General features: G+C 59.4%; 23 protein-coding genes. 10 read left to right on the top strand and 13 right to left on the bottom strand.

The genetic code is table 11. The annotated features are described in order from the left end of the window. Positions 1-6: 6 nt before the first annotated feature. Positions 7-1,500 carry a YifB family Mg chelatase-like AAA ATPase gene (locus tag PMI18_RS27860; RefSeq protein ID WP_007894770.1) on the bottom strand — a complete coding sequence of 498 codons (1,494 nt, stop codon included), beginning with the start codon at positions 1,498-1,500 and terminating at the stop codon, positions 7-9. Between the two features lie 178 nt (positions 1,501-1,678). Then, entirely contained in the window at positions 1,679-1,849 is a 171-nt protein-coding gene (locus tag PMI18_RS31195; protein WP_007894773.1) for a hypothetical protein, read from the bottom strand. A 245-nt stretch (positions 1,850-2,094) separates the two neighbouring features. Here PMI18_RS31195 and PMI18_RS29965 point away from each other — a divergent pair, with 245 nt between their 5' ends. Both PMI18_RS29965 and PMI18_RS27855 read left to right on the top strand, forming a co-directional pair. Next, a complete protein-coding gene (locus tag PMI18_RS29965; protein ID WP_007894775.1) occupies positions 2,095-2,373 on the top strand; it encodes a type II toxin-antitoxin system RelE/ParE family toxin in 279 nt (92 codons plus the stop codon). 8 nt (positions 2,374-2,381) lie between these two features. Further along, positions 2,382-2,687 (top strand): HigA family addiction module antitoxin, encoded by a 306-nt coding sequence (locus PMI18_RS27855; RefSeq protein WP_007894777.1) that lies wholly within the window; start codon positions 2,382-2,384, stop codon positions 2,685-2,687. Between the two features lie 47 nt (positions 2,688-2,734). Here the strand turns inward: PMI18_RS27855 and PMI18_RS27850 are convergent, their stop codons facing one another. Together PMI18_RS27850 and PMI18_RS27845 are read right to left on the bottom strand one after the other, a co-directional pair. Beyond that, positions 2,735-3,256: a BRO-N domain-containing protein gene (locus tag PMI18_RS27850; protein WP_007894780.1), complete on the bottom strand. Its 522-nt coding sequence runs from the start codon at positions 3,254-3,256 to the stop codon at positions 2,735-2,737. A gap of 398 nt (positions 3,257-3,654) precedes the next feature. After that, positions 3,655-3,921 carry an accessory factor UbiK family protein gene (locus PMI18_RS27845; RefSeq protein ID WP_007894783.1) on the bottom strand — a complete coding sequence of 89 codons (267 nt, stop codon included), beginning with the start codon at positions 3,919-3,921 and terminating at the stop codon, positions 3,655-3,657. 417 nt (positions 3,922-4,338) lie between these two features. Between PMI18_RS27845 and glnK the strand changes: the two genes are divergently transcribed. The 4 genes from glnK (at position 4,339) to sutA (ending at position 7,117) form a co-directional block, all read left to right on the top strand. Next, on the top strand, positions 4,339-4,677 hold the full coding sequence (gene glnK / locus PMI18_RS27840) for a P-II family nitrogen regulator (RefSeq protein WP_002555808.1): 339 nt from the start codon (positions 4,339-4,341) through the stop codon (positions 4,675-4,677). Positions 4,678-4,712: 35 nt separating this feature from the next. Then, complete coding sequence (locus tag PMI18_RS27835) at positions 4,713-6,050, top strand: ammonium transporter (protein ID WP_007894871.1); 1,338 nt, start codon at positions 4,713-4,715, stop codon at positions 6,048-6,050. Between the two features lie 214 nt (positions 6,051-6,264). Continuing rightward, on the top strand, positions 6,265-6,690 hold the full coding sequence (locus PMI18_RS27830; protein WP_007894872.1) for a secondary thiamine-phosphate synthase enzyme YjbQ: 426 nt from the start codon (positions 6,265-6,267) through the stop codon (positions 6,688-6,690). 103 nt (positions 6,691-6,793) lie between these two features. Continuing rightward, positions 6,794-7,117 carry a transcriptional regulator SutA gene (gene sutA / locus PMI18_RS27825; protein WP_007894873.1) on the top strand — a complete coding sequence of 108 codons (324 nt, stop codon included), beginning with the start codon at positions 6,794-6,796 and terminating at the stop codon, positions 7,115-7,117. Between the two features lie 186 nt (positions 7,118-7,303). On the opposite strand, the gene PMI18_RS27820 is transcribed toward sutA, so the two are convergent. The 6 genes from PMI18_RS27820 to lptM are packed head-to-tail and all read right to left on the bottom strand — an operon-like array spanning position 7,304 to position 11,920. Next, positions 7,304-8,008: an HAD family hydrolase gene (locus PMI18_RS27820; RefSeq protein WP_007894874.1), complete on the bottom strand. Its 705-nt coding sequence runs from the start codon at positions 8,006-8,008 to the stop codon at positions 7,304-7,306. Further along, positions 8,005-8,904 (bottom strand): tyrosine recombinase XerC, encoded by a 900-nt coding sequence (xerC, locus tag PMI18_RS27815; RefSeq protein WP_007894875.1) that lies wholly within the window; start codon positions 8,902-8,904, stop codon positions 8,005-8,007. The genes PMI18_RS27820 and xerC overlap by 4 nt, the downstream gene beginning before the upstream one ends. Before the next feature lie 2 nt (positions 8,905-8,906). Then, positions 8,907-9,632: a DUF484 family protein gene (locus PMI18_RS27810; protein ID WP_007894877.1), complete on the bottom strand. Its 726-nt coding sequence runs from the start codon at positions 9,630-9,632 to the stop codon at positions 8,907-8,909. A gap of 13 nt (positions 9,633-9,645) precedes the next feature. Then, positions 9,646-10,476 (bottom strand): diaminopimelate epimerase, encoded by an 831-nt coding sequence (gene dapF / locus PMI18_RS27805; RefSeq protein WP_007894879.1) that lies wholly within the window; start codon positions 10,474-10,476, stop codon positions 9,646-9,648. Positions 10,477-10,480: 4 nt separating this feature from the next. Then, positions 10,481-11,728, bottom strand: a complete 1,248-nt coding sequence (gene lysA / locus PMI18_RS27800; RefSeq protein WP_007894881.1) for a diaminopimelate decarboxylase — start codon at positions 11,726-11,728, stop codon at positions 10,481-10,483. Between the two features lie 9 nt (positions 11,729-11,737). Further along, positions 11,738-11,920, bottom strand: coding sequence for an LPS translocon maturation chaperone LptM (lptM, locus tag PMI18_RS27795; protein WP_007894883.1), 183 nt, complete (start codon positions 11,918-11,920; stop codon positions 11,738-11,740). A gap of 354 nt (positions 11,921-12,274) precedes the next feature. Between lptM and cyaY the strand changes: the two genes are divergently transcribed. The 3 genes from cyaY (at position 12,275) to rnk (ending at position 13,529) form a co-directional block, all read left to right on the top strand. Next, on the top strand, positions 12,275-12,607 hold the full coding sequence (gene cyaY, locus PMI18_RS27790; RefSeq protein ID WP_007894889.1) for an iron donor protein CyaY: 333 nt from the start codon (positions 12,275-12,277) through the stop codon (positions 12,605-12,607). A 4-nt stretch (positions 12,608-12,611) separates the two neighbouring features. Beyond that, complete coding sequence (locus PMI18_RS29970; RefSeq protein ID WP_081499808.1) at positions 12,612-12,830, top strand: DUF1289 domain-containing protein; 219 nt, start codon at positions 12,612-12,614, stop codon at positions 12,828-12,830. A 288-nt stretch (positions 12,831-13,118) separates the two neighbouring features. Beyond that, a complete protein-coding gene (rnk, locus tag PMI18_RS27785; RefSeq protein WP_007894891.1) occupies positions 13,119-13,529 on the top strand; it encodes a nucleoside diphosphate kinase regulator in 411 nt (136 codons plus the stop codon). 5 nt (positions 13,530-13,534) lie between these two features. On the opposite strand, the gene PMI18_RS27780 is transcribed toward rnk, so the two are convergent. The 3 genes from PMI18_RS27780 to PMI18_RS27770 all read right to left on the bottom strand — a co-directional run bounded on the left by PMI18_RS27780 (position 13,535) and on the right by PMI18_RS27770 (position 17,354). Continuing rightward, positions 13,535-16,381: a class I adenylate cyclase gene (locus tag PMI18_RS27780; RefSeq protein WP_007894896.1), complete on the bottom strand. Its 2,847-nt coding sequence runs from the start codon at positions 16,379-16,381 to the stop codon at positions 13,535-13,537. Positions 16,382-16,576: 195 nt separating this feature from the next. Continuing rightward, positions 16,577-16,822, bottom strand: coding sequence for a TIGR02647 family protein (locus PMI18_RS27775; protein WP_007894898.1), 246 nt, complete (start codon positions 16,820-16,822; stop codon positions 16,577-16,579). A 247-nt stretch (positions 16,823-17,069) separates the two neighbouring features. Beyond that, complete coding sequence (locus PMI18_RS27770; RefSeq protein WP_007894899.1) at positions 17,070-17,354, bottom strand: hypothetical protein; 285 nt, start codon at positions 17,352-17,354, stop codon at positions 17,070-17,072. Positions 17,355-17,482: 128 nt separating this feature from the next. Here PMI18_RS27770 and PMI18_RS27765 point away from each other — a divergent pair, with 128 nt between their 5' ends. Next, on the top strand, positions 17,483-18,142 hold the full coding sequence (locus PMI18_RS27765) for a glutathione S-transferase family protein (protein ID WP_007894904.1): 660 nt from the start codon (positions 17,483-17,485) through the stop codon (positions 18,140-18,142). Positions 18,143-18,176 lie beyond the last annotated feature (34 nt).

An 18,176-nucleotide genomic window follows, 5' to 3' on the forward strand; every position in this document is an offset into this window, starting at 1 on the left:
CGCCGGCTAGAGTGTTGTCGGCCGATATTGCAGCGCTTCGGCCAAGTGTTCACGGCTGATGCCATCGACTTGCTCAAGGTCCGCCAAGGTGCGAGCAACCTTGAGCAGTCGATGGGCCGCTCGAAGGGACAAGGTCAGCCGTTCACACGCTGTTTCCAGCCAGGTTTCGTCGACTGTGGATAACTTGCAGTGTCTTCGTAGGCCCGGCAAATCGAGGAATGCATTGGCGCAGCCCTGGCGTTTTTGTTGGCGTTCCCGTGCATCGGCCACCAACTCGGCGGCGGTGGCAGTGTCGTCACCGGGTTTTAACGCAGGATTCAGCGCCGTGGCTTCTCGAGCAACCGTCAGGTGCAGATCGATGCGGTCCAGCAGTGGGCCCGACAGTTTGTTGCGGTAACGCTGGACCATGTCCGGTGTACAACTGCATTTACCACTGGGCTCGCCAAGATATCCACAGGGGCACGGGTTCATTGCGGCCACTAATTGAAAGCGGGCCGGAAACCTCACTCGATCCTTGGCGCGGGAAATCACGATGTGGCCGGATTCCAGCGGCTCTCTCAATACCTCCAATACCTTGCGATCAAATTCCGGGAGCTCATCGAGGAACAGCACGCCATGGTGGGCGAGGGTGATTTCGCCGGGTTGCGGTTTCGAGCCACCGCCCACCAGTGCGGGGCCTGAAGCGGAGTGGTGTGGTTGTCGGAAGGGACGCTGTGGCCAATGACTCAGCGGCACACAACTGGCGACCGATTGAATCGCCGCGACTTCCAGTGCTTCGCTCTCGGCCAATGGTGGTAACAGCCCCGGCAAACGACTCGCCAACAACGTTTTCCCCGTCCCCGGCGGACCGCTGAACAAAAGGTTATGAGCACCCGCCGCCGCAATCAGCAAGGCTCGCTTGGCCGCAAGTTGCCCCTGAACTTCGTTCAAGTCTGGATAGGGTTTGCTGGCGTAGAGCAAACCGTTGGAAGCGTAGGGGGCGATGGGCGTGTGGCCATTGAAATGCGCGACCGCCTCCAGCAAATGATCCACCGCAATCACCTTCAACCCCGAAGCCAGGCAGGCCTCCTCGGCATTCGCTCGCGGGACTACCAGCGTGCGCCCGGCCTTGCGTGCCGCCAGCGCAGCGGGTAACACACCCCGAACCGCCCGCACCGCCCCCGACAGCGCCAGCTCTCCCAGGCACTCCACGTCATCCAGCGTCAATGTTGGCACTTGCACACTGGCCGAGAGAATTCCCAAGGCAATCGCCAGATCGAATCGCCCGCCGTCCTTTGGCAGATCGGCCGGGGCGAGATTCAAGGTGATACGCCGCGCCGGAAATTGCAGGCCGGAATTGATGATCGCGCTGCGCACCCGGTCTTTGCTTTCCTTCACCGCCGCCTCGGGCAGCCCGACCATGGTCAGCGACGGCAAACCGTTGGCCAGGTGCACTTCTACGGTGACGGCGGGTGCTTCTACGCCGACCTGGGCGCGGCTGTGGACGATGGAGAGGGACATGGTCGTTCCTTGAGCTGACGAGGACCGCTTCCTGCGGTTTTTTGAAGGGTAGTAGGCGGAGGAAGTTCTGGTGGGGTGGTTTAGGCGACAAACTTTCACTGGATGTTGCAAGTACGAAGCAGGCCAATCGCGAGGCACAAAAAAACCGCCACTCGGGCGGTTTCTTCGGGGGGCCTAATCAGGCTCGTGCACCTGCAAGCAAGCCATCAGGTTCAAGTTCTTTGCCATACGTTGCTGCGACTTTAAAAAAGCGACGCTGACTGGCAGAAACGTTTCCGGCCAAGCGGAGCGCCTCGGCATGATACTCAGCGATCATTAACGGCTTCGCGTTTTGCGTTTTGCGTTTCATAGACACCTCGCGTGCCTGGATGAGTGTTCGAGTCAATCAGCTTAAGAGATGTGCTTACTTGTGAGGCAATGGGAATTGGAGGTTTTTTTTGTAGGACTCAGCTTGGTTTTCAGACCTTCTGAAGGGCGCAGGTAGTCCTTTTCCTAGATTTTTGAAAGGGGAGGCCAAAAGTCAAAACAGCACGTTTGCATTTGTGAATTCAGGTTATACACTCAAGATTAATGCATAACGTTAAGCTTTAAATTATGATCGTTAGCTTTAAGTGTTCTGAGACCGAGTACCTGTTTCGCAGCGGAAGAACCCGTGTGTGGTCAGCCATTTTGAATGTCGCGGAACGAAAGCTGACGATGCTTGATGCCGCAGCTGTGTTGATAGATCTCCGATCACCGCCGGGCAATCGTCTGGAAGCGCTCGAGGGTAGTCGCAAAGGGCAGCACAGCATCCGTATCAACGCCCAATGGCGAATTTGCTTTATCTGGGGTCCTAACGGACCGGAGAATGTCGAAATCGTCGATTATCACTGAGGTGAGTAATGACTAAGAATGGTATGCGCCCGGTTCACCCAGGCGAGATCCTCAAAGAGGAATACTTGGAGCCTTTGAACCTTACGGCTGCAGCCTTGGCCAGAGCGTTGAATGTGTCGACACCTACGGTGAACGACATTGTGCTCCAGCGTCGTGGGGTCAGTGCTGATATGGCTCTCAGGCTTTCTATCTGCCTGGACACCACTCCTGAGTTTTGGCTGAATCTGCAATCGACTTACGATTTGCGCAAGGCTGAGATTGAACGGGGTGCCGCGATCCGGGATCAAGTTGAACGTCTTCCACATTGCGCCTGATCCTCAGACTTGAACGAACCCCACGTTAAAGCGTGGGGTTTTTTTGTTCAGAATGTTTGAAGTATTCGCGAAGCGCGCTTCCACCACGGAGCAATGACTGCACGTCGTGGTTGCTCTCCATCAGGCAGCACGTATGGAACATCCTGCAACCGAATCCACGGCTGGTTATTCCAGTGCAGCAAACTCAATGACATTTCTGGCCAGTTCAGCAGGCTCAGGATCGGGCGTTCAGTTGAGGTGGGTTGCTGGGCGTCTCTGAGCGCTGGGACCACGTCGTGGGTAAGCCATTCGCGCAGGCCTCGGTATTCGGGGCAGTAGTGGTAGATCAGTAACGCGTAGACGCCGGATTCGCTGATGAGCAGTGTGTTTTCGACGGTGCCGTGGATGAGCATATGCAGATTCTGGTGTTGGTCGGGATCGAGTTTGCGTAGCGCTCGTTCGTCGAGGAAGAGGCGGAGCAATCGGCCGAGGTCGCGGGCGCTGAACCAGGGTTGGTTTTCCAGGAGGAGGGCGTGGAGGTGAAGTTTGTGGCGGGTGAAGATGTGTGGGGTCAGATAGTTTTCATCCATGGTGCAGTTCTCGGGGTCGAGTGGAGAAAAACTGCCTCTGATCGTCGCCAAACGAAAAGGGTGGCAGCTGTGCGTGGGTTGGCGAACCGGCGACGCCCGAATTCCGGCAGACCCGAAGGTCTCCCACGCACAGCCGCCATAAATCGAGACGGGAAATTTCCCTGTCCGAATGTGTCGTGCTGCATCGGGGAATCCAGGTCGCCAAACCCAGTGCTGAACATTCAGCATTGAGTGAGCTTAGAAACCGGGGCTTTGCGGCGCAATCGGACGGCGGTGGTTTTCTTGTAGGACGTTGCCGGGATGTTTGCGGGGCTTAAAGATCAAAAGATCGCAGCCTTCGGCAGCTCCTACAGAACACATTGAATGATCGTTCCCACGCAGAGCGTGGGAACGATCAGTTACTCGGCGTCAGCAGGTGGATTGAGCTTCGCTTCCAGCTCCGCCACTTTCGCCTCAAGGCTTTCCAACCGGGCGCGGGTGCGTGCCAGTACGACCATCTGGCTATCAAACTCTTCCCGGCTCACCAGATCCAGCTTGCTGAAGCCGCTCTGCAACAAAGCCTTGAACTGGCTTTCGATTTCGCTTTTTGGCAATGGGGTGTCGCCGCTGAAGAGGCGGGAGGCGGTGCCGCTCAGGGCGTCGAGGAAGTCTTTGGGCGCGAGCATGGGAAATGTCCTGTCAACAATGGCGGGCAGTGTATCACGCAGTGTCTATAGTCAATCTCGGCAGCAGCGATGCACGCTTTTCGCGCAGTCGAGTGGGCAGTCGCGCACTGTTGTTGTGCGTAACGGTTGCGTCAATCGGGCGAAAGGCTCTTCGGTGGCGGCCAAGGTATTGAAATCAATGGGTTTTGGATAGATGGCAAGCTTTCTGCTTAGTCGCTGGTGACCCATGCACTGATGCAGTCGCTGTGACGAATGCAGTGCGCCAAGCGGAACGGGGGAAGTTTCGTGCGGAGTGGTTAGCTGGCGTCGGACGGGCAGGTAAGGCCGAACGATGCGTTACAAAGCCAGGCACTGCGCTTAGACTTGAGTCGGGTTTGTTTTCCTGGGGCAAGTCCACCAATTCGGGAGAGAGTTTTCATGAAGCTAGTCACTGCCATCATCAAGCCGTTCAAACTGGACGACGTGCGCGAGTCGCTGTCCGAGATCGGCGTGCAGGGCATTACCGTTACTGAGGTCAAAGGCTTCGGTCGGCAGAAGGGTCACACCGAGCTGTATCGCGGCGCGGAGTACGTGGTCGATTTTCTGCCCAAGGTGAAGATCGATGTCGCCATTGACGACAAGGATCTGGACCGGGTTATCGAGGCGATAACCAAGGCCGCCAACACCGGCAAGATCGGTGACGGCAAGATCTTCGTGGTCAATCTGGAACAGGCGATTCGCATCCGTACCGGCGAAACCGATACCGACGCAATCTAAGCCGCCACAAACCCAACGCCCCAGGAGAAAACAATATGACTCTGCGTAAAATCGCAGGGCTAGGAGCCCTGTTGTCCCTCGTAATGCCCGGCCTGGCCATGGCGGCAGACGAAGTGGCGGCCCCAGTCCTCAATTCCGGCGATACCGCCTGGATGATGACCTCGACAGCCCTTGTGCTGTTCATGACCATTCCCGGTCTCGCGCTGTTCTACGGCGGCATGGTTCGCTCGAAAAACATTCTTTCCGTGATGATGCAGTGCTTCGCCATTACCGGTCTGATCAGCATTCTGTGGGTCATTTATGGCTACAGCATTGCGTTCGACACCACCGGCATGGAGCAGGGCGTCGTCAACTTCAACTCGTTCTTTGGCGGCATGGGCAAGGCGTTCCTCGCCGGTGTCACGCCTTCGAGCCTGACCGGTCCCGCGGCACTGTTCCCCGAGGCGGTCTTCATCACCTTCCAGATGACTTTCGCCATCATCACCCCGGCGTTGATCGTCGGTGCGTTCGCCGAGCGGATGAAGTTCTCCGCCATGCTGATCTTCATGGGCATCTGGTTCACTCTGGTTTATGCACCGATCGCGCACATGGTCTGGTCCGGTAACGGCGGCCTGATGTGGGACTGGGGCGTTCTCGACTTCGCCGGCGGCACCGTGGTGCACATCAACGCCGGTGTGGCCGGTCTGATTGCCTGCCTGGTGTTGGGCAAGCGTAAAGGTTTCCCGACCACCCCGATGGCTCCGCACAACCTCGGCTACACCCTGATGGGCGCCGCGATGCTGTGGTTCGGCTGGTTCGGCTTCAACGCCGGTTCCGCTGCCGCCGCCAACGGCACTGCCGGCATGGCGATGCTGGTCACCCAGATCGCCACCGCTGCGGCGGCGCTGGGCTGGATGTTTGCCGAGTGGATCACTCACGGCAAACCAAGCGCACTGGGTATCGCTTCGGGTGTGGTGGCCGGTCTGGTTGCAATCACTCCGGCGGCAGGCACCGTGGGCCCGATGGGCGCTCTGGTGATCGGTCTGGCGGCGGGCGTGGTGTGCTTCTTCTGCGCCACCACCCTGAAACGCAAACTCGGTTATGACGATTCCCTGGATGCCTTCGGCGTGCATGGCATCGGCGGTATTCTCGGCGCAATCCTGACGGGTGTGTTCGCGGCACCGGCCCTTGGTGGCTTCGGCACCGTGACCGACATCGGTGCACAAGTCTGGATCCAGTGCAAAGGCGTTGGCTTCACGGTGATCTACACCGCGATCGTCACGTTCATCATCCTCAAGGTCCTGGACGCTGTCATGGGGCTGCGTATCACCGAGGAAGAAGAAGCTGTCGGCATCGATCTGGCGCTTCACAACGAACGCGGCTACAACTTGTAAGCACGCGCATGAAAAATTTGCCCGGCTTGCCGGGCATTTTTTTGTCTGGAATTTGTCAGTGGAGGAAGGGCTGAAAGGTTTTTTCTCACACGTTCAGTCGCGTTTACGACGGGCGATTTTCTACGGCCAATGGCTTACACGATTGAAGGAATATTAGGGCCTTTGTTTTTTTCCAGAGCGCGCTAGAATGCGCCCCGAACGTGCGGAGAACTGTATGTGGCAACAGACTCTGATTACCCTGCGGGCACGGCCCCGGGGCTTTCATCTGGTAACGGACGAATTACTCGCCGGCTTGCCTGAACTCAAGGCGTGTCGGGTCGGTCTGTTGCATTTGTGGCTACAGCATACCTCGGCGTCGTTGACCATCAACGAGAACGCCGATCCGGCGGTACGTCGCGACTTCGAACGATTTTTCAATCGTCTGATCCCACAAGGAACAGACGGCTATGAACATAACGACGAAGGCCTGGACGACCTCCCGGCGCACTTCAAGGCCAGCGTACTTGGCTGTCAGCTCAGTTTGCCGATCTCGGCAGGCCGACTGGCGTTGGGAACCTGGCAAGGTGTTTATCTGGGCGAGCACCGTGATCATGGCGGTGCCCGTAAAGTCCTCGCCACCGTGCACGGTGAAGGGGAATAAAACCGCTGGTTACCAGCGGTGGTTGATTTTTTTCCGGCAGCCGTCGACAGACGGCAAAGCTGGGCTATAACTAATCTGCTTTTCGCAAGTCATGAGGTAGAACATGAGCGACGATGATCTGGAAAACGACGACCTCGAAGTAGGCGACGAAGACGAAACCGAAGAAGGCCTTGAAGCGGCGGCGGAAGACGTCGCTGAAGATGATGGCGGTGATACGCCCGTTCCGACTGCCAAAGGCAAGGTCAAGGCTGCGGTATCGGTCGATGAGCTGCCGAGTGTCGAAGCCAAGAACAAGGAACGCGATGCCCTGGCCAAGGCCATGGAGGAGTTTCTGGCACGGGGCGGCAAGGTGCAGGAAGTGGAGGCCAATGTGGTCGCCGATCCTCCCAAGAAGCCTGATAACAAGTACGGCAGCCGGCCTATCTAAGCGCCTGCTTCTTGCTTGCTGAAAAAGCCCGCCGTCGCTGCGGGCTTTTTCATGGGGAAGGATAAATGGGCCGAAGAGCTTCGCGGGCAAGCCTCGCTCCTACAGGATTAGTGTCGTTCGCAAATATCGCGCACGACGCAAATCCTGTAGGAGCGAGGCTTGCCCGCGAAGGCGATCTCAAAGCCGCTACAAAACTGAATTCCAGCGTGCCAACAACCCCGGCAATTCGTTCAGGCTACGAATCTCGGCATCCGGCGCCTTCTCGGCTTCCCACACCTTGCCCGCCGGGTTAAACCAGATCGCACGCAACCCCGCCTGCTGCGCGCCGGCAATGTCATCGCCGGGATGGTCGCCAATATGCACCGCTGTTTCGGCGGTCGCGCCGCCACGCTGCAATGCCTCATGAAACAGGCGCGCATCGGGTTTGGCAATGCCGATGTCTTCGGCGCACAGGGCAAATTTGAAGTAGTCCGCCAGCCCCAACCGACGCACATCGGCATTGCCATTGGTCACCACGCCAAGCGCATAGTGATTGGCCAGAACCTCCAGGGTCGGTTGCACCTCCGGGAAGATCTCCAGCTGATGCCGCGCATGCAGAAACACCTCAAAACCCTGATCGGCCAGGTCGGATGCTTCGATATGTCCATAACCGGCTTCTTCCAGCGCATGGAACAGGACCCGCCGACGCAGGGCACTGATGCGGTGCTTGAGGTTCGGTTCGCTGCTCAGCACTCGTTCGCGAATTGACCACAGGTGTTCCACCGGTACCGCGCCCAGGTTCGATGCATGCTCGGTCAGCCATTCACGCAATACGACTTCGGCGCTGGCGATCACCGGGGCGGTGTCCCACAGGGTGTCGTCGAGGTCGAAGGTGATCAATTGGATGGTCATGAATCATCGCCTTTAATGCGTTTGGCCCGTGGATGGGCGCTGTCGTAGACCGTCGCCAGGTGCTGGAAGTCCAGGTGGGTGTAGATCTGGGTGGTCTTGATGTCCGAGTGGCCAAGCAGTTCCTGCACCGCCCGCAAGTCCTGAGAGGACTCCAGCAAATGGCTGGCGAAGGAGTGTCGCAACATGTGCGGGTGCAGATTCTGCCCCAGTTCGCGCTCCCCGGCAGCCTTGACCCGTACCTGAATCGCCCGTGGTCCGAGGCGTCGGCCTTGCTGGCTGACAAACACTGCGTCGTCCGCCGGGTTGGTCATTGCCCGCAAAGGCAGCCATAGCTCCAGTGCTTCGCGAGCCTTTTTGCCCACTGGCAACAGTCGAGTCTTGCTGCCCTTGCCGAGCACCTGGACCATGCCGTCAGCCAGATCCAGCTGATCAAGGTTGAGTCCGGTCAATTCAGAAAGCCGCAGGCCGGAGGAATAGAACAGTTCCAGAATCGCCTGATCCCGACGCGCCAGAAAGTCATCCTCTACCGCACCCTCAAGCAGTTGCAGCGCGCGGTCAGTGTCGAGGGTTCTCGGTAGGCGGCGTTCGCCCTTGGGCGGTGCCAGGCCATTGGCCGGGTCGTGATCGCACAAGCCTTCGCGGTTTAGATAGTGATAGAGCCCGCGTACTGCCGAGAGCAGTCGCGCCAGACTGCGGGACGATTGGCCTTGGGCATGCAGCCGAGCGATCAGGCTGCGCAGGCGCTGGATATCCAGCGCGGCCCAACTGCTGATGTTCTGTTTGAGGCACCAGCCCAGCACTTTGTCGAGGTCGCGGCGGTAGGCGTACAGCGTGTGAGGCGACACCTGCCGCTCACTGCGCAGGTGTTCGCAGTAAGCGTCCAGTTGTCGTTCCATGGTCAGCGTACCGAGCGCAGGGAGCTGTTGACCCGTGGCAGCACGCGGCCCATGACTTCGGCGATGTAACTCAAAAACAGCGTGCCCACCGAACTTTTGTAGTGCTGCGGATCGCGACTGGCGATGGCCAGGACGCCGTGGATGCCTTGGTGACTGATGGCGACAACGGCGGTGGAGCCGATCTGCTTGCGCTGTTCTTCGCCGAACAGGAAGTCCAGTTCATGCTCGCGCAGGCTGCCGCTGACGCTTTTGTCTTCCGAGAGCAAGCCGCCGATGGCCGTTTGCGCGTCGGCATGCGTCACCCAGCGACCCACCGGCATCGGGTTGTCGCCCAGCAGGATCAGGCTGACGAAGGGCACCTGGAAGTCTTGCCGCAGGCTGTCTTCAACGCTGATCACCACATCTTCCAGGCTGGTGGCGTCCATCAGCGCGAGAATCAGGCGGCGGGTCTTGTCAAAAAGTCGATCGTTATCCCGGGCCACGTCCATCAAGTGCGAGAGGCGATGACGCAACTCGATGTTGCGGTCGCGCAGAATCGTCATCTGGCGTTCGACCAGCGAAATGGTGTCACCGCGCTGGTGCGGAATGCGCAGCGCCGGGAGCAGTTCTTCGTGCTCGATGAAGAAATCCGGATGAGCCTCCAGGTACGCGGCAATCGCCGCCGCCTCAAGGCTTTCGGAAGGGGATTCGTCGGGCTGTAGGGCGGGAACCTGGGGCTTGTCGGTCATGGATTTCGCTCACTCAAAGACGCACTTGTCCTTCGTATACGCGCACTGCCGGGCCGGTCATCATGACCGGTTGGCCTGGGCCTGCCCATTCAATGGACAGACGCCCGCCGGGCAGGTCGATCAATAGCGGCGAATCCATCCACCCCTGGCTGATCGCGGCCACTGCGGCAGCACAGGCGCCGGTTCCGCATGCCTGGGTTTCCCCGGCCCCGCGTTCCCAGACGCGCAACTGCGCACGGCTCCGGTCGATGACCTGGAGAAAACCGACATTGACCCGCGCCGGGAAGCGCGGGTGATGTTCGATTTTCGGCCCCAGTTCATGCACCGGTGCGTTGTTGATGTCGCTGACCCGCAACACGGCATGGGGGTTGCCCATGGACACCGCGGCCAGTTCGACCGTGGTGCCGTCGACGTCGACTTGATAGCTCAGGGCCTGGTTCGGGGCTTGGAACGGAATCTCGGCCGGGACCAGGCGCGGGGCGCCCATGTTGACGCTGATCTGGCCATCGTTGCGGATGTCCAGTTCGATGATGCCGCTTTTGGTCTCGACGCGAATCAGCCGCTTGGCGGTCAGGCGCTTGTCGAGCACGAAGCGGGCGAAACAGCGCGCACCGTTGCCGCACTGTTCCACTTCGGAGCCGTCGGCGTTGAAGATCCGATAGCGGAAATCCACATCCGGGTTGCTGGGCGCCTCAACGATCAGCAACTGGTCGAAACCGATCCCCGTGTGCCGATCGCCCCAAAGCTTTGCGTGTTTTGGCAGGATGTGCGCGTGCTGGCTGACCAGGTCGAGAACCATGAAGTCATTGCCCAGGCCGTGCATCTTGGTAAAACGCAGCAGCATGGTTTTACTCCGGCAGCAGGCTTTCGCCAGCAAACAACTCGGCTACCGTCTCACGGCGACGCACTTCAAATGCCTGATCACCGTCCACCAACACTTCAGCGGCACGGCCACGGGTGTTGTAGTTGGAACTCATGACAAACCCATAGGCACCGGCCGAATGCACGGCCAACAGATCGCCTTCTTCCAAAGCCAGCTGACGATCCTTGGCCAGGAAGTCGCCGGTTTCGCAGATCGGGCCGACGATGTCGTAGGCGCGAGCGGCGCTGTTGCGCGGGCGCACAGCGGTGACGTCCATCCAGGCTTGATACAGCGCCGGGCGGATCAGGTCGTTCATGGCCGCGTCGACGATGGCGAAGTCTTTGTGTTCGGTGTGCTTGAGGTACTCGACCTGGGTCAGCAGCACGCCGGCGTTGGCGACGATGAAACGGCCCGGCTCGAACACCAGCGCCAGGTCACGACCGTCGAGACGCTCGCGCACGGCTTTGATGTAGTCGGCAGCCAATGGCGGCTCTTCATCACGATAACGCACGCCCAAACCACCACCGAGATCAATGTGGCGCAGGTAGATGCCGCAATCGCCGAGGCGGTCGACCAGGCCCAGCAGGCGGTCGAGGGCATCGATGAACGGTGGCAGAGTGGTCAGTTGTGAGCCGATGTGGCAATCGACGCCGACCACTTCCAGGTTAGGCAGTTGTGCGGCGCGGATGTACACGTCTTCGGCGTCGGCGATGGCGATGCCGAACTTGTTCTCTTTAAGACCGGTGGAGATGTACGGGTGAGTGCCGGCGTCGACGTCCGGGTTCACGCGCAGCGAGATCGGCGCGCGTACGCCCAGCTCGGCGGCGACCACTTGCAGACGTTCCAGCTCATCGGTGGATTCGACATTGAAGCAATGCACGCCGACTTCCAGTGCACGACGCATGTCGTCACGGGTCTTGCCGACACCGGAGAACACGATCTTGTCAGCGCTGCCGCCAGCGGCCAGTACGCGTTCCAGTTCGCCACGGGAAACGATGTCGAAACCGGCGCCCAAACGCGCCAGGACATTCAGTACACCCAGGTTGGAGTTGGCCTTGACCGCAAAGCAGACCAGGTGCGGCATGCCGGCCAGCGCATCGGCGTAAGCCAGGTACTGGGCTTCGATGTGGGCACGGGAGTAGACGTAGGTCGGTGTACCAAAGCGTTCGGCGATGGCGGACAGGGCAACCCCTTCCGCGAACAGCTCACCGTCACGGTAGTTAAAAGCGTCCATGGCGTTCCCTTATTGGTAGACGTCGTGCTTGTGTGCTTTCGACGGAGTCTGCTGCGACGATTTGGCTTGCTCTGCAGGGTCTTGATTTTCATCGGGCAGGTACAGCGGGCCTTTTTGACCACAGGCCGATAATAAGCTGACAAAAGCGACGAGCGAAGCGAGCGCAGCAAGGGAAGAGATCAGGCGCTTCATGGCGAAATCCTTGAAAATGCGTTAATTGCGCCGGAGTATACCGGCCACCCGGCAGCTTGCCTATGCGACGGCGCTCCCGTCCGGCGGGGCTTGGCCTGATGCCGGTAAGTTAGGTGCAGTCCATTGTGGGAGCGGGCTTGCTCGCGAATGCGGTCATTCATTCAATATTGATGTCGACTGACACGGCGCTTTCGCGAGCAAGCCCGCTCCCCACATTAGATTTGGCGCTATCAGGTCTTGCGTCGATATTTCATAACGCTAGCGAGCCCTTGGTGGTTATCCTTTGCAATCACCGGGGCTCGCCCGTATCTTGCGGCGCTTGAGCGTGAGTAGACACTTTTTGAGGTTCCCGCAATGAGTTTGACCGAAGCCCGTTTCCACGATCTGGTCGATGCCACCCAGCAGACGCTGGAGGATATTTTTGACGAGTCTGACCTGGATATCGATCTGGAGAGCTCGGCCGGTGTACTCACCGTCAAGTTCGAAAACGGCAGCGCGCTGATCTTCAGCCGTCAGGAACCGCTGCGTCAGCTGTGGCTGGCGGCCGTGTCCGGCGGCTTCCACTTCGACTACGACGAAGAGAGCAAACGCTGGATGTGCGACAAGAGCGACGAGCAACTGGGCGAAATGCTTGAGCGCATCGTCAAGCAGCAAGCCGACGTCGAACTCGATTTCGAAGGCCTGTGAGATCGTGACCCAGCCGGCCCCCGTTCGTCCGCCTAAACCGCTGTATAGCAACGTTAGCCCGGCCGTGCCTTCGCCGTGCAGCGGCGTGTGTCGGCTGGATGAGCAGAAGGTTTGTCTGGGGTGTTTTCGTCATGTCGAAGACATTCGCGAATGGCGTTCGGCCGACGATGAGCGGCGGCGAGTGATTTGTGCGCAGGCTGCACAACGCAAATCTGCGGTCTGATCACTCTATTGGGTAACGATGCTGACCTGTGGCGAGGGGGCTTGCCCCCGTTGGGTCGCGAAGCGGCCCCAAAAAGCTCACGACTGCTGCGCAGCCGAACGGGGGCAAGCCCCCTCGCCACAGGGTTTCCCGATAAGCCGGAAGGGGCGGTGTTGGGCCTCACTTGTATATTTATTGAGCTGTGATAGTGTCCAGAGACGCCTCAACCCATCGAGGCTCGTGAAAACCCCGCCTTTTTCTGGCGGGGTTTTGCTTTTTTCGTGCAGAAGAAAGGAGTCTGCCCTGATCATGACCGCACCTTCCATCACCCTTACCCGTCTGGACGTACAACGTCTGGAGCGCCTGATCGACAGCCTGGATGACACGCTGCCGGGCGTTATCGCGTTGCAAACCGAACTGGATCGCGCCGATACCCTGGTCGGTCACGAGGAAGTGCCCGCCGATGTCGTGACCATGAATTCACGTGTGCATTGCCGTGAAGAGAGCAGCGGCAAGGACTATCACCTGACCCTGGTTTACCCCAAGGATGCCAACGCCGACGAAGGCCGGATTTCCATTCTGGCGCCGGTGGGCAGTGCTTTGCTGGGCCTGAAAGTCGGCCAGCACATCGACTGGCCGGCTCCGGGCGGCAAGACGCTGAAACTGACCCTGCTAGAAGTGGAATCGCAGCCGGCCGAGGGCGGCCACTTTCCGGAATAAACCCCTCAGACCTGCTCGAGCGCCTCGTTCAGTGCGCGCTCCAGGTCGGCCTTGTAGCGCAGATACAGATGGCTTGAACCCTGACCATCACCGAGCAGGCCCGACAGGTCCAGGTCGGTGATGTAGCAGCGATAGCGTTCAGTCTCGCGGCGCTGCTCGACGATTTCCCGGGCGACTACGCTGAACAGTTCGTCGCCATGTTCCAGCTCTGAAAACTCCCGCTGATTGCAATACAGAGTGACCTGCACCTGCCCTGGTGCGGCTTTGCCGACGATCGCCTGCACGTCGTAGAACGGTTTGTTGACAGGGGTTTGCGGTGCCGGCCGGGCTTCGACCCGACGCGCCCGCGCGGAGCCTGAAGGCAACAACTGGTAATACAAAGTCTCCAGGCTCAGCGGCTGGGCGGCGTCCATCGGCAGCAAGGCATCGCGCCGGTACTGGATCGATTGCAGAAAGCGTTGCAGCGGCACCAGCAGGCTTTGTTCGTCGTGATAAGGCAAACGCTGCTGCCACAAGGCATTGAATTCATCCAGCACATATACATCGGCCTGGTGTTCGTTGATCCGGTAGAACACCTGAACGCAGTCGGGTTGCCCCATGGGCAGGATCAGCGCCAGGTCGTGGTCTTCCAATGCCATCGGGTCCAGATGAAACGGGCTGTAGCTCGCCAGTTCTTCGCCGAGGTAGTCGAACAGCGCCGGCAGGGTGGCGAGGGCGACGTGATTGACCTGGCCTGGCACCAGCTCCAGCACGTGGTAGTGCTGCTGGACCTGAATCAGGTAACGATGATTGAGTTTGCTCAGCAGCAGGTTCTGCGCGGTGTCGAGGATTTCTTCGACCCGCCGGGCAATGAATTGTGCGCGGTTGTGACAGAAGCAACGCACCCGCAGCTTGGGCTGTAGAGGCCCGTCCGGCAGGTTGTTGAGGTAATCGCGCAGGCAGTCGAGCAGGGCGTGGGGGCCGTCAAAGCGGCTGACCAGCACCTCGTTCCAGCTATTGAGCGTGACCTGATCCAGGGTCAGCACCAGGTTTTCCCGCACGCCGGCGTAGCTCAGGGAATCGGTGCGTTCGGTGGTCATCAAGATGTTCAGGTCGCGATGGTGCTTGAGCGGGTCGATGCCGACGTTCACCAGAATCAACACTTCGCTCGGCACACTGGCGCGCAGCAAAGGCTCTTCGGCGACAGTGGTCAGGGGCAGGGCGATGCTCTGTTGCAGGCTGCCGAGCAGGTTGAACAGTTCGAATTCGCTCAGGTCGCTGGTGCCAGGGTGCAGGGCCAGGCGGGTGCTGCTGTCGATCACGCCGTTGCGGTGGCACCAAGTGAGCAGTTCCAGTAACTGACGGCTGCGCTTGATCGGCGCGAAATGCTCCCACTCGTGGGCGGTCAGGCTGCCGTTGTACAACCCCCATTGGGTTTGCCCCGGTTCTTTCTTGTTGGGTGCCTGCACCAGCGTCAAGGTGTCTTCGGCCAGATCAGGGGCGATGCCCGGGTTGATGAATTCGACCTTGTCGGCCTTGCGCTCGAAGGCTGCGTACAACCGCCGGCCCAGCACATTGAGGTCGCGCTTGTTGATCAGGCTGACGGTCTGCTCGTTGCGGGCAAACTGCGTCAGGAAGCGGTAGCTGTAATTCAGCTCGCCAACCAGGGCGCGGCGTTCGGCGCTGACCTGGCGGACTTTCCACTGGCTGCGGCTGTCGAGCAATGCGAGCTGACGCTGATCCCACTGCCATTCGTTGGCCAGGCGTTCGAGCAATGAACGCTGCCAACTCTGGGTGCGACCGCTGCTGCCGGTGAGCTTGCGGTTGACCTTCAAGTACAGCGCGCGGCGTACCAGCTCCAGGCGTTCCGGTTCGCCCCGGGCCGTGAGGTATTCCTCGATACGCCGATAAACCACGACGTATGGATCCAGTTCATCGAGGTCCAGTTGATTGGCAAACACCGCCTGCTTGAAGCGCAGGCTCAGGCAGTGGACCTTGGGGTGTTCACTGGCGTAGACCTCGGTCAGCAGCAGTTTGAGCACTGATTTGTACGGTGACTCGATGCCCTTGAACAATTGCCAGAGCCCGGCACCGATGAACTCCCCGGGCGGGATATACGACAGATGCCCCAGGTCCAGAGTCTCGTCGGCACGGATGAAGCGCTTGGATAACAGCGTGTGGGTATAACGGTCGTACGCCGACTCTTCATAAACCGGCACCAGCCACCAAATGGGTGTACGGCCGGCCAGCCAGATCGCGGTGCGGTAGAACTCGTCCAGCAGCAGGTAGTGCTGGGTGGTGCCGCAGTCTTCCGAACTCAGTTGGGTATCGCGCTCGCCGAGCACGAAGCGAGCAGGGTCGATCAGGAAGAAATGTGCCTCGGCACCCTGGCTGGCGGCCCATATTTCAAGCAACTGGCATTTCTTGCGCAGCTCGCTGAGTTCGCTTTCGCTCAAGTCCGGCCCGTGACAGACCCAGACGTCCATATCGCTCTGATCGGCCTGGGCCAGGGTGCCGAGGCTGCCCATCAGGAACAGGCCGTGAATCGGTCGCGGCGGATTGCTGCCGTGGCGCGGCTTGTAGGAAAACGAGCGGGTCAGGCGCTGGGCTTCAGCGAGGGTGTTGGCATCAGGTTCGAAATTCGACAGCCCGGCCGGGGTGCTACCCGAAACGTAACCTGGCAACAGCGGATGATTGACATGGAAAAACAGCGGCAGCAGGGTCAGCACCGTTTGCTGGCGGGTCGACAACCCTTCCATGGCACGGGCCACGCGGCCCTCGTTGAGCTTCAGAAAACGGGCGCGCAGCTGGCTGAGAACCTTGCGGTCGATTCCCTCGTCCAGATCGGGGCGGATTTCATGGGTGCGGGTCATGTCAGCTCAATCCGGCTCGCGGGGCTCGGACGTGGGAGGGCTCAGGGTGAGGGGCAGTTTAGCGCCTCGGCCCCGGGACTTTTAAGCTGATTTTGTATTTCTGGCGTCAGGTTTCTATTGCGCGGCGACAGCGGGCACCAAAGTGTGCCCGCGGAAATCCCGTGACAGAGGTTTCCGTGGGCGATGCAGTGAGGCTCAGGCTGTTTCGCGTACGGACAGAATGGTTAGAACGGTTTGCACATTTTGTGCAGCGTCACGCCCCAGGCTGGTCAGATAACCGCCATCGGGCTGGGTGATCAATTCTTTGTCAAACAGTCTTTGGGCAGCGGCAATGGCTTTCGGGGCAGCGGTCTGATGAATTTTCAAACCTTCCTGGGAACTGTCCAGGTTGAAGAGGGCGAGGATTTCCAGTTCGGCAACCAACTCAGGGGTAAGCGACATAAGGACTCCAGACTTTCTAGGAATTGGACGATAGCGCTCCTAAGGTGATCCCACTCGCGCAGCATGTCCAGTGCTCGTAACAGGGTTTTTCGCCTTGGGGGGCATTCCCCAGTGGGTGGTGCAGGTAGTGGGGGTGGTTTCTGTAGGAGCGAGGCTTGCCCGCGAAGAACGGTGACGCGGTTTTGCAGATAGACCGCGGTGAGGCCTTCGCGGGCAAGCCTCGCTCCTACAGGAGAGGGGTGTTGGCCTATTTCTTTTCCGGCGGCAACTCTGGCAGTGCGCGCAGCGCAGTTTCGTACCATTCGGTATTGAACGCGCGGTCTTCTTCGAGGATCGCGTCGATTTCAACCGCCAGCACGTGGGCCATCAGATTGAGGATTTCCTCGCGCTCATAACCTACCAGGGTCAGCTTGTTGAAGGTCGCCTTGGCCGCTGGCGGGTTATCGCTTTCGATCTGGTTTTCGATGGCTTCGATCAGGGTGTTTTCGGCGAACTCTTCTTCGTCGATCTCGATATCAGTTGGCTCGCTCATGGCAGGCTCCTCAAGTTAAGGCGGCCAGTTTACCTGCATTCAGCGCTGTGATGCTGCTGGCAAGAAATGCCCAGGCGTTCTATAACAACTGGCGCTGCCAACCCCCTGCACGGCCTGGAGGCTATGTAATGCTCAAGCTTTATGGATTCTGCGTCAGCAACTACTACAACATGGTCAAGCTGGCATTGCTGGAGAAGGGATTGCCATTTGAAGAGGTGCCGTTTTACCCGGGCCAGACCCCCGAGACGCTCAACATCAGCCCGCGTGGAAAGGTTCCAGTGCTGGGCGTCGAACAAGGTTTCATCAATGAAACCAGCGTGATTCTCGAGTACCTCGAGCAGAGCCAGAAAGGCACGCCACTGCTGTCCAACGAGCCCTTCGAGCGAGCGCAGGCGCTGGCGTTGGCCAAGGAGATCGAGCTGTACATCGAGTTGCCGGGCCGCGCGTGCTATGCCGAGGCGTTCTTCGGTATGGCCGTGCCGGACGCGATCAAAGAGAAAACCAAGGCCGAGTTGCTGCTGGGCTTTGCTGCCCTGAGCAGACATGGCAAGTTCGCCCCTTACGTGGCGGGCGACAGTATCAGCATTGCGGATTTATATTTTCTGTACAGCGTGCCGATGGCCTGTGCCGTGGCGCAGAAGCTGTTCGATATCGATCTGTTGGCCGTGATGCCGGCGGCCAAGGCGCTGCTGGAGCGTCTGGGGCAGAACCCGCATGTGCAGCGGATCGCAAAGGACAAGGACGCGGCGATGCCAGCGTTCCTGGAGATGATCGCGTCCAAAAAGTAGACGTGTAACGATCTTGAGAATGCTTTCGCGGGCA

The organism is Pseudomonas sp. GM102, assembly GCF_000282555.1.
Taxonomy (GTDB): Bacteria; Pseudomonadota; Gammaproteobacteria; order Pseudomonadales; family Pseudomonadaceae; genus Aquipseudomonas.

Bases quoted from the DNA above. Each gene is read 5' to 3' on its own strand.
- PMI18_RS27860 (WP_007894770.1), bottom strand. From the start codon at position 1,500: ATGTCCCTCTCCATCGTCCACAGCCGCGCCCAGGTCGGCGTAGAAGCA.
- PMI18_RS31195 (WP_007894773.1), bottom strand. From the start codon at position 1,849: ATGAAACGCAAAACGCAAAACGCGAAGCCGTTAATGATCGCTGAGTAT.
- PMI18_RS29965 (WP_007894775.1), top strand. From the start codon at position 2,095: ATGATCGTTAGCTTTAAGTGTTCTGAGACCGAGTACCTGTTTCGCAGC.
- PMI18_RS27855 (WP_007894777.1), top strand. From the start codon at position 2,382: ATGACTAAGAATGGTATGCGCCCGGTTCACCCAGGCGAGATCCTCAAA.
- PMI18_RS27850 (WP_007894780.1), bottom strand. From the start codon at position 3,256: ATGGATGAAAACTATCTGACCCCACACATCTTCACCCGCCACAAACTT.
- PMI18_RS27845 (WP_007894783.1), bottom strand. From the start codon at position 3,921: ATGCTCGCGCCCAAAGACTTCCTCGACGCCCTGAGCGGCACCGCCTCC.
- glnK (WP_002555808.1), top strand. From the start codon at position 4,339: ATGAAGCTAGTCACTGCCATCATCAAGCCGTTCAAACTGGACGACGTG.
- PMI18_RS27835 (WP_007894871.1), top strand. From the start codon at position 4,713: ATGACTCTGCGTAAAATCGCAGGGCTAGGAGCCCTGTTGTCCCTCGTA.
- PMI18_RS27830 (WP_007894872.1), top strand. From the start codon at position 6,265: ATGTGGCAACAGACTCTGATTACCCTGCGGGCACGGCCCCGGGGCTTT.
- sutA (WP_007894873.1), top strand. From the start codon at position 6,794: ATGAGCGACGATGATCTGGAAAACGACGACCTCGAAGTAGGCGACGAA.
- PMI18_RS27820 (WP_007894874.1), bottom strand. From the start codon at position 8,008: ATGACCATCCAATTGATCACCTTCGACCTCGACGACACCCTGTGGGAC.
- xerC (WP_007894875.1), bottom strand. From the start codon at position 8,904: ATGGAACGACAACTGGACGCTTACTGCGAACACCTGCGCAGTGAGCGG.
- PMI18_RS27810 (WP_007894877.1), bottom strand. From the start codon at position 9,632: ATGACCGACAAGCCCCAGGTTCCCGCCCTACAGCCCGACGAATCCCCT.
- dapF (WP_007894879.1), bottom strand. From the start codon at position 10,476: ATGCTGCTGCGTTTTACCAAGATGCACGGCCTGGGCAATGACTTCATG.
- lysA (WP_007894881.1), bottom strand. From the start codon at position 11,728: ATGGACGCTTTTAACTACCGTGACGGTGAGCTGTTCGCGGAAGGGGTT.
- lptM (WP_007894883.1), bottom strand. From the start codon at position 11,920: ATGAAGCGCCTGATCTCTTCCCTTGCTGCGCTCGCTTCGCTCGTCGCT.
- cyaY (WP_007894889.1), top strand. From the start codon at position 12,275: ATGAGTTTGACCGAAGCCCGTTTCCACGATCTGGTCGATGCCACCCAG.
- rnk (WP_007894891.1), top strand. From the start codon at position 13,119: ATGACCGCACCTTCCATCACCCTTACCCGTCTGGACGTACAACGTCTG.
- PMI18_RS27780 (WP_007894896.1), bottom strand. From the start codon at position 16,381: ATGACCCGCACCCATGAAATCCGCCCCGATCTGGACGAGGGAATCGAC.
- PMI18_RS27775 (WP_007894898.1), bottom strand. From the start codon at position 16,822: ATGTCGCTTACCCCTGAGTTGGTTGCCGAACTGGAAATCCTCGCCCTC.
- PMI18_RS27770 (WP_007894899.1), bottom strand. From the start codon at position 17,354: ATGAGCGAGCCAACTGATATCGAGATCGACGAAGAAGAGTTCGCCGAA.
- PMI18_RS27765 (WP_007894904.1), top strand. From the start codon at position 17,483: ATGCTCAAGCTTTATGGATTCTGCGTCAGCAACTACTACAACATGGTC.